At 71.5% G+C, this 9429-nt stretch carries 4 protein-coding genes; 1 reads left to right on the forward strand and 3 read right to left on the reverse strand.

All coding sequences use genetic code 11. The features are described from left to right. Positions 1-10: 10 nt before the first annotated feature. The 3 genes from AC3A57_RS01130 to AC3A57_RS01140 form a co-directional block, all read right to left on the reverse strand. The gene (locus AC3A57_RS01130; RefSeq protein WP_487577182.1) at positions 11-6379 is read right to left on the reverse strand and encodes an autotransporter domain-containing protein; all 6369 of its coding nucleotides are present in this window, start codon (positions 6377-6379) and stop codon (positions 11-13) included. A gap of 485 nt (positions 6380-6864) precedes the next feature. Then, a complete protein-coding gene (locus AC3A57_RS01135; RefSeq protein WP_487577183.1) occupies positions 6865-7290 on the reverse strand; it encodes an organic hydroperoxide resistance protein in 426 nt (141 codons plus the stop codon). Positions 7291-7443: 153 nt separating this feature from the next. Continuing rightward, complete coding sequence (locus tag AC3A57_RS01140; protein ID WP_487577184.1) at positions 7444-7911, reverse strand: MarR family winged helix-turn-helix transcriptional regulator; 468 nt, start codon at positions 7909-7911, stop codon at positions 7444-7446. A 255-nt stretch (positions 7912-8166) separates the two neighbouring features. On the opposite strand from AC3A57_RS01140, the gene AC3A57_RS01145 reads away from it, so the two are divergent. Next, positions 8167-9255, forward strand: coding sequence for a serine hydrolase domain-containing protein (locus AC3A57_RS01145; RefSeq protein ID WP_487577185.1), 1089 nt, complete (start codon positions 8167-8169; stop codon positions 9253-9255). The last annotated feature ends 174 nt before the right edge of the window (positions 9256-9429 follow it).

Below are 9429 nucleotides of genomic sequence, written 5' to 3' on the forward strand. Positions count from 1 at the left end.
CGACCCGGGGTCATTGGCTCCGGGCCGAAGCCTCGTCGCACCAGACCGCAGACAGGGGCACCGCGCCCGACGGAGGGGCGGACGACGGTGTGCGTGCGGCGAACCGCGCCGGCGCACGGCGCGGCTTCGCCTTGTTCGAGCTGCCGCGGCTAGCGACACGCTGGGTCTTGCCGATCGGCCGTGCGCCGCGCGGCTTGGCCTTGGCTTTGGCGACCGGACGCGCCGCCGGTTTGGCAGCGGCCGGGCGCATCGGGCAGGCGCCGCCGCTCGGCTTGCTGGCCGGTAGCGTCTCGGCCGATGCCGGCACCGTCGCCGGGCCTGGCGTGGCGGCGCTGGCTGCAGCAGCGGCCGCGGCCAGGTTCGCCGCGGCGATCGCGCCGCGCGCGCTGGCGCTGCCGCCGGACGAAGCTTCCGCTCCGGCCGCCGTCGTCGCCTTCGCGCTCGGCGCCGGCGCCGCAACCGGACTCGACGCCATGCCCGCCGTCGCGACCGGCGCCGGCCGCGCCATCGCCGTCGCTGGCGCGCCGCCCCAGCCCAGGCGCAGGCCGAGGTTGAGCGAATGGGCGCGATCGTCGCTGCCGATGTCGCCGCGGTACTCGACGAAACCGCTGCCGTACCGGCTTATCCGATAGTTCAGTCCCAGCCCGACGTTCCAGCGATTGCGCTCGGCGACAAAACCGCGCACGCCGAAATCGGGCACGTTGGCGCCGACAAAGGCGTTGCGCGCGAACGGCGCGTCGTCCTGCAGGTCGTGCAGATAGCGCAGGTCCGCGGTCGGCTGCCAGCGCCGCCCCTGCCCCGGGGCCATCGACAAGCGCACGCCGATGCCGGCGGTGGTGGCGTCGTAGCTGGCCGCGGCGACCGCGAGGTCGGCATCGCCGGCGCCGCGCTCGCGCAGCCGGACCGATTCGAACTTGTGGTAGTACACGCCGAGCAAGGGTTCGACCCGAACGCTGCCGCCGTCCCAGCGCCAACCCGCTTCGAGCACGGCATAGGCGCCGTCGCCGCTGAAATGCGCGTCGCTGCGCGCGTTGAAGGTGCCGACCGCGATCTCGCGCTCGGCGTCGTAGCTGGCGTAGCTGTAGCCGAGCGCGCCCTGGGTCCAGAATCCGCCCGGCGCGTACAGCCAGTGGATGCCGACATTGAACTGATCGCCGTCGATGCGGTCGTCGCGGCGCTCGGTTTCCAACCTGGAATGCGCCAGGCCGATGTGGCCGCCGAAGCGGAACGCTTCGCCCGGCGAACCTTCCAGGCCGAACAGCACGCCGGCGAGGCGGTTGTCGATGCCGGCCAGGCCGTCGCCGTCGAACTCGGCGCGGCCGCCGTAGCCGGTCGCCCACAGCGTGCCGAGGCTGCGTTCGTCTTCGACCCCCAGATCGCGCAGCAGATCCATCTGCCGCGTCACCCCGCGCTGCAGTTGCTCGGCGTTGTACCGCTGCGCGCTGGCCAGCGAGGCGTAGGTCTCGCCGCTGAGGGTGTCGAAGGCGCGCGGCGCCTGCGCCGCGCTGAGGCCGCGCGCGGCGGCGATCAGGGTCGGCAACTGGCCGCTGTTGGCGTCGGCGATCGCCTGCAGCGCGTCGGCCACCGCCTGCTGGTTGTCGCTCAGGCCGGGGAACTGGTTGAAGCGGATGCCGGAGCCGCCGGCGTCGTGTTCGCTCAGGCGCAGGAATACGTCGTTGCCGATCACGATCAGGCTGGCGTCGAGGAAGGGCAAGGCGTTCTGGACTACGCCGGTGAAGGCGCCGTTGATCGCACCGGCATCGACGATGCGGTAGTCGGTCACCGGCGCATAGCTGCCGGCGAGCGGAATCGCCACCACCTGGCCGCCGCTGAGGTTGGCGGTGCCGGCGACGATCACGCTGTCGGTGGCGCCGGCGCCGTTCTGCCGCACCTGCAGCACGCCGCCCGCGGCCATGGTCAGGCTGGCGAGGTTGAGCGACGCGCCGACCGAGGCGCTGCCGCCCGCCGCTCCGGTCGCCCCGGCCAGGCCGGAAGGCGCCAGCGTGCCGCCGAGCGTCAGCGCGCCGGTCAGCGCGCCATCCCCAACGAGTGCGCCGCCTGCGAGCACGGCGGCGTTGCCGGTCAGGGTGCCGTCGAGCACCAGGTTGCCGGCGATGGAACTGTCGACGAAGTTGGCGGTGCTGGCCGCAGCCAGCACCAGGGTGCCGCCGCTGGCGACGTCGAGTTGTTCGAAACCGCTCAGCGAGACCGCGGGCAGCGTGCCCTGGCCGCCGCCGCCGACGGCGAAGGTGTCGCTGCCGGCGCCCGCGGCGATGCTGCCGGTCAGGCCGGACAATAAGGCCAGGCTGCTGTAGTAGCGGTCGTCGCCGCCGCCCAGGTCGACCGCGCCGGCGACCGCGCCGGTGGCGCTGAGTCGGTCGTTGCCGGCGCTGAAGCTGGCGCTGGTGCCGGCCGCGGAGGTGAAGCCGGCGACGATCGGATTGGCGACGGCTAGCGCTCCGCCCTGCAGCGACAGGCCGCCGCCGAATCCGACCAGGCTGCCGGACAGGGTCAGCGCGGCCGGGCCCGACTTGATCAGGGTGCCGCTGCCGCTGATCGTGCCGCTGAGGTTGAGCGGGTTGCTGCCGGTCACGTCGAGCGCGGTGCCGGCGGCGACGTCGACCGCATTGGCCACGTTCAGGCCGGCGATCGCGGCGCTGAGGCTGGCGTTGCCGCTCACCGCCAAGGTGCCGGTGCCGAGCGCGGTATTGCTGCCGATCGCCAGCGTGCCGGCGCTGAGGTCGACCCCGCCGCCGAAGTTGTTGGCGCCGCTCAGGGTCAGGGTGCCGGTGCCCGAGTACGCCAGGCCGCCGGCGCCGCCGATGCCGCCGCTCAGGCCCAGGTCGTTGCTGCCGGCGATCGCCAGTTCGGCACCGGAGGCCAGGGCGATCGCATTGCCCAGGGTCACCCCGGCGGCGCTGGCGCTGAGGCCGGCGTCGCCGCCGACCGCGAGCGCGCCGGTGCCCAGCGCGAGCGAATCGCCGACCGCCAGCGCGCCCGAGTTCAGGGCCACGCCGCCGCCGAAGTTGTTCGCCGCGCTGAGGCTCAACGCGCCGGTGCCGTTCATCGCCAGCGCGCCGGCGCCGCCGATCGTGCCGTCCAGGGCGAGGTCGTTGCCGCCGATCACGGCGAGCGTGGTGCCGGCGCCGAGATTGACCGCGTTGGCCAGTCCGATGCCGGCGCCGGTCGCGCTCAACTGCGCGCTGCCGCCAACGTTGAGGCTGCCGCTGCCGAGGGCCAGATCGTCGCCGACCGCGAGCGTGCCGCCGCCGAGCGCGACGCCGCCGCCGAACGCATTGGCGCCGCTCAGGGTCAGGGTCGACGGTCCGTTGAAACTCAACCCGCCGCTGCCGCCGATCGCGCCGCTCAGGGTCAGATCGTTGCTACCGGCGATGCTCAGGCCGGCGTTGAGCACGATCGCATTGCCGACGCTCAACGGCGCCGACGCGGCCAAGGTCGAGGCGCCGCTGACGGTCAGCGTTCCGCTGCCGAGCGAGCTCGACTGCGCCAGCGCCAAGGTGCCAGCCTGCAGGTCGACGCCGCCGGCGAACAGGTTGGCGCCGCCCAGCGACAAGGCGCCGCTGCCGCTCTTGATCAGGCCGCCACCGCCGGCGACGGTGCCGTTCAAGCTCAGGTCGGCGCTGCCGCCCAGGTTCAGCGCGGCGCCGCTGGCGAGGTTGACCGCATTGGTCAGGGTCAATGCAGCGCCGGTGCTGGCGAGCCCGGCATTGCCGGCGACGTTGAGCGCGCCGGTGCCGAGCGAGCTGTCGGTGCCGAGCAGCAGGTTGCCGCCGGACAGGGTCAGGCCGCCGCCGAAATTGTTCGCCCCGCCCAGGGTCAGGCTGGCGCTGCCGGCGTAAGCCAACGCGCCGGCGCCGCCGATCGGGCCGTTGAGCGCCAGCGCGTTGGCGCCGCCGATGCTCAGGGTGGTGCCGCTGGCGAGATCGACCGTGTTGCCCAGCGCTACGCCGGGCACGCCGGCGCTGAGCCCGGCGTTGCCGAGCACGCTCAGCGTGCCGCTGCCGAGGGCGAGGTTGTTGCCCACCGACAGGTTGCCGCTGGCCAGGTCGACGCCGCCGCCGAAGGTGTTGGGACCGTTGAGCGCGAGCGTACCGGTGCCGTTGTAGCTCAGCCCGGCGCCGCCGGAGACCAGGCCGCCGAGGGCGATGTCGTTGCCGCCGCCGACCGCGAGGTCGGCATTGAGCGCCACCGCGTTGCCGAGGTTGACCCCGGCGCTGGCGCTGAGGCTGGACGCGCCGTTGACGGTCAGCGCGCCGAGGCCGAGCGAGGTGTCGGTGCCGACGTTGAGCCCGCCGCCGAGCAGGTTGACCCCGCCGGCGAAGCCATTCGCGCCGCCCAGGCTCAGCGTCGCCGCGCCGCTCTTGGTCAGGCCGCCGAGCCCGCCGAGGCTGCCGTTGAGGTTGAGGTTGTTGCTGCCGAGCACGCTCAGCCCGGCGTTGAGGTTGAAGTTGTTGCTCAGGCTGACCGCGGCATTGGCGTCGAGACTGCCGGCGCCGCTGACCGTGACCGCGCCGCTGCCGAGCGCGGTGTTGCTGCCGACCACCAGGGCGCCGCCGCCGAGATTGAAGCCGCCGGAAAAATTGTTGTTGCCGTTGAGGGTCACGCCGGGCGCGCCGGCCAGGCTGAGGCCGCCGGCGCCGTTGATGCTGCCGTTGAGGGTCAACGCACCGCCGCCACCGCCGGCGCCGAGGACGAGGGTGTTGTTGAGCACGATGTTGTTGGTCAGCGTCACCCCCGCCGCGCCGGTCAGGCTGCCGGCGCCGTTGACGGTCAGGCTGCCGACGCCGAGCGCGCTGTTGTTGCCGACATCGATCGAACCGCCTTGCAGCACGGTGCCGCCGCTGTAGTTGTTGCTTCCGGTCAGGGCCAGGTTGCCGCTGGCGAGGGTCAGGCTGCCGGCGCCGTTGATGTTGCCGCCCAGGGTCAGGCTGCCGGCGCCGTTGAGGGTCAGCGCGCCGTTGAGCTGGACCTGATTGGTCAGGGTGCCGGTGAAGGCGGTATTGAGCGCCGCCGGGCCGCCGACCAGGAACAGGCCGGTGCCGAGCGAGCTGGCGTTGCCCAAGGTCAGGCCGCCGCCGTTGAGCGCCAGGCCGCCGCTGAAGTTGTTGCTGCCGGCCAGGGTCAGGGTGCCGGCGCCGTTCTTGATCAGGCCGCCGCTGCCGCCGACCGTGCCGCCCAGGGTCAGGCTGTTGGCGCCCTGCACGATCAGGCCGCCGGTCAGGTTGACGTTCTGGGCCAGGGTCAGCCCGCCGACCGAGGCCTGGATCGCGCCGCCGTTGGCGGTCAGGGTGCCGGTGCCGAACGACAAGGCATCGTCGAAGATCGCGGTGCCGCCATTGAGCGTCGCGTTGCCGCTGACCAGCGCGCCCTGCAGGGTCCAGGTGCCGCTGTTGACGGCCAGGTTTTCGAAATTGAGGTACTGCAGCGCCGACACCGTGCCGCTGCCGCCGCTGCCCGAGCCGGGCCCGGCGACGGTGTTCTGCAGCACCAGCGTGTCCAGGCCGCCGATGCCGGCGTCGACCGTGCCGCCGGCGGCGTAAGTCAGGAAACTCACCGGCACCGAAGGCGTCGGAATGGTCACGCCTGGCAGCGGCACCAGTCCGCCGTTGATGCTGGACCCGGTCACCGCGACGAAGGTGTCGTTGCTCAGCGTGGTGCCGAGCGAGACGCTGCCGTTGATGGTGCCGGCATTGACGAAGGTGTTGCCGCCGCTGGTCGGGCTGGAGAACGCGACCCGGCCGGTGATGGTGCCGGTGTTGGTGAAGTTGACGTTGCCGCCGCCGTAGATGCCGACCGCGATCGAGTTGATCGGGTCGAACAGGCCCAGCGCGCTCATGCCGATGGAGCCGGAATTGGTGATGGTGGTGGCGCCGGTGTTGGCGATCACCATCGCCGCCCCGGCCAGGCCGAAGGTGCCGTCGAAGGTGCCTTCGATGCTGCCCTGGTTGTTGACGACGACGTTGCCGCTGCCGGGCACGACCAGGTTGCCGACCGACAGCGCCCGCGCCAGCACCAGCGAGCCGGCGGCGTTGGCGTCTATCGCGCCGAGGTTGTTGAGGGTCAGGCCGTTGCCACCGAAGGTCATCGCCGTGCCGCCCGGCAGCGTGCTCATGATCGCGCCGGCCTGGACGGTGACATTGAGGTTGTTGGCGTTGCTGAGGAAGCTGTTCGGGTTCGGCGGCAGCAGGATCGGCACGCCGGTGCAACTGACCACGTCGTTGTCGACCGGCGCCGCCGGCGTGCACGCGGCTCGGGCCTGGCCGGACCACAGTTGCAGCGCTAGCAAAAGCGGGATCGCCTGGGTGATGCCGAGGCTGAGCGGGTGCGGGCGAAAGCGGGCCGGGGCGCGTGCGGGCATATCCGTTCCTCCATTTTACGGACGGACACGGACGGGACGGCCGAAGGACGAGGACCTTCGCGGGGGAGACGCCGCGCCCGTGTCAGCAATTCGCCGGGGCGCGCCCGGCCGGGACTGACAACGACGGAATCGAACACTAAGGCGAATCGACTGCGTATCGACGACGGGGATTGCGCTGGTTGTTGCATGCCGCTCGGTCGCTGGACCGACTGCGGCCGGATCGCGATCGGGGAAGGGAGGCACCTCGCGCGGACGGCTGGGCGTCGCCGCAGTGTATTCGCCGCGCGCGCGGACGAACTCACCGATGCTCACCGGGCCTGCACGCGGATTTCACGCCGGTGCCGCGGTTCGCCGTGCACGGATCCGCGTTGGCTCCTTCGTCGACGCGTGGAAGGCGAAACGAAAGACCCGGACGCTCGCGCGTCCGGGTCTTCGCTGTCGCTGCAGGTCGTCCGGCCCGGCGGGCTGAGCCGAGCCGGCGCCGATCAGACCAGGGTCAGGGTCACGTCGATGTTGCCGCGGGTCGCGTTCGAGTACGGGCAGACCACGTGGGCCTTGTCGATCAGCGCCTGCGCCTGTTCGCGCGGCAGGCCCGGCAGCGAGATCTTCAGCTCGGCCTGGATGCCGAAGCCGGTCGGCAGCGGGCCGATGCCGACGCTGCCGTCGATCGCGGCATCGGCCGGGAAGGCGATCTTCTCGCGGCCGGCGACGAACTTCATCGCACCCATGAAGCAGGCCGAGTAGCCGGCGGCGAACAGCTGCTCGGGGTTGGTGCCGGCGCCGCCGGCGCCGCCGAGCTCGCGCGGGGTGCTCAGCTGCACTTCCAGAGCGTTGTCGGAGGAGACGGCGCGGCCATCGCGGCCGCCGGTGACGTGGGCGTGGGCGGTGTAGAGAACGGTGTCGAGGGACATGGCGGAATTCCTTGGGATCGGGATGAGTGGGAGGGGCGGTGCCGACGGTGGATCTATGATTCGCTATCTAATAGCGCGCTACTTTTTTGGAAACTATCGGTTTGCGGGAAATCAGGAGGGGGCAGAAACGGGTAAGGGGACCGCAGTAACGGGTCAGGCGTGGCGCAGCAGGCTGCCGCGCAGGCTTTCCAGTTGCGCCTTGAGCACGGTCAGCTGCTCCAGGCTGCAGTCTTCGACCGCACAGGACACGCCGTTGGGCACGCCCTGCGCCTTGGCCTTGAGCGCGCGGCCCTGCTTGGTCAGCTCGATCACCACCTGGCGCTCGTCGCTGGCGGCGCGGGTGCGGGTCAGCAGGCCGGCGGCCTCCAAACGCTTGAGCAACGGAGTCAGGGTGGCCGAATCCAGGAACAGGCGTTCGCCGATCTCCGAGACGGTCACGCCGTCGCGCTCCCACAGCACCATCATCGCCAGGTACTGCGGATAGGTCAGGCCGAGCTTGCCGAGCAGCTTGCGGTAGACCTTGTTCAGCGCCAGCCCGGTCGAGTACAGGGCGAAGCAGAGCTGGTCGTCGAGCAGCAGGCTCGAACGCGGCGGCTTGGCGGTGGCGGGCGAGGTCTTCATGGGTTCGCAATTTATATCGCGCGCTATTCAATAGCAAGCACAAGATACGGGCCGGGGCGGACCGCAGCGTTCCACGGTCGGGACGAATCGGTCTGCGCGCCCTGGCGGATAACAGGGACGGAGGGGTTGAGTCTTCGGCCTGACCCCCTCCGTCCCCTGAAGGTACTGCGACGCGTCTCGCGCATCGCGCGCCGGCGCCGGCGGACCGCGGCGGCGCCACTTCCCGCGCGCCGCATCGCGTTGCACTATCGGCCGATGCGCACGCTCATCCTGTCGATCGCGGCCGCTACGCTCGCCGCCTGCTCCACGCCGCCCTCCCGCAATGCAGCCGCACCCGGCCGCGACGCCGCGGTCGCGGCGCTGATGCACGACTACGCCGGCCGGGTGCCCGGCGCCGGCGTGCTGGTGCTGCACGAGGGCCGTCCCCTGCTGCGGCGCGGCTACGGCCTGGCCGATCTCGAAACGGGCGCTGCGGCGACGCCGGACACCCGCTACCGCCTGGCCTCGATCAGCAAGCAGTTCACCGCCGCCGCAGTGCTGTTGCTGGTCCAGGACGGCAAGCTGGGCCTGGACGATCCGGTCAAGCGCTGGCTGCCGAGCCTGCCACCGGCCTGCGATGCGATCACCATCCGCCAGGTACTGAGCCACACCTCGGGCCTGATCGACTACGAAGACGTCATGCCGCCCGGTCGCTACGACGACGGCGAACGGCAGATGCGCGACGCCGACGTGCTGCAGGTGCTGGAGAGCCAGGACCGGACCTACTTCGCTCCCGGCCAGGGCTACCGCTACAGCAACAGCGGCTATGCCCTGCTCGCCCTGATCGTCGAAAAGGCTTCCGGCCAGCGCTATGCCTTGTTCCTGCGCGACCGCATCTTTGTGCCGCTGGGCATGCGCGAAGCGGTCGCCTACGAGCGCGGCGTGTCGGAAGTGGCGCAGCGCGCCTACGGCTACAGCCTCGAACAAGGGCGGTGGCGCCGCACCGACCAGAGCCCGACCAGCGCCGTGCTCGGCGACGGCGGCATCTATGCCTCGATCGACGACCTGGCCAAGTGGGACGCGGCGCTGTACGACGACCGCCTGCTCAGCGCGGACTCGCGCCGGCTGGCGTTCGCGCCGCACACCCCGACCGACCAGGCCGAGGTCGCGTACGGCTACGGCTGGCGCATCACCGGCGAGACCCTATGGCATTCCGGCGAATCGATCGGCTTCCGCAACGTATTCGTGCGCTGGCCGCAACGCCGGCTCAGCATCGCGGTGCTGAGCAACCGCAACGATCCCGAACCCTACCGGCTGGCGCTGAAGATCGCCGAGTTGTACCTGCCCGACGCGCCGATCCGTTAGCGTTCGATCACCAGGTCAACCTGGCTTCGGGAACATGCGTGGCATCGCACCGCTTCGGCGGTCGCGGCTCACGCCGCTCCTACACAAAGCCGTCGCCCCCCTGTAGGAGCGGCGTGAGCCGCGACAGCCGCAGCGAGGCACGCGAGCGGAGCCGGCCGAAGCCCCGATCCGCGA

The sequence above is a fragment of the Lysobacter sp. Soil_C_15 genome (genome assembly GCF_057657315.1).

Bases quoted from the DNA above. Each gene is read 5' to 3' on its own strand.
- AC3A57_RS01130 (WP_487577182.1), bottom strand. From the start codon at position 6,379: ATGCCCGCACGCGCCCCGGCCCGCTTTCGCCCGCACCCGCTCAGCCTC.
- AC3A57_RS01140 (WP_487577184.1), bottom strand. From the start codon at position 7,911: ATGAAGACCTCGCCCGCCACCGCCAAGCCGCCGCGTTCGAGCCTGCTG.
- AC3A57_RS01135 (WP_487577183.1), bottom strand. From the start codon at position 7,290: ATGTCCCTCGACACCGTTCTCTACACCGCCCACGCCCACGTCACCGGC.
- AC3A57_RS01145 (WP_487577185.1), top strand. From the start codon at position 8,167: ATGCGCACGCTCATCCTGTCGATCGCGGCCGCTACGCTCGCCGCCTGC.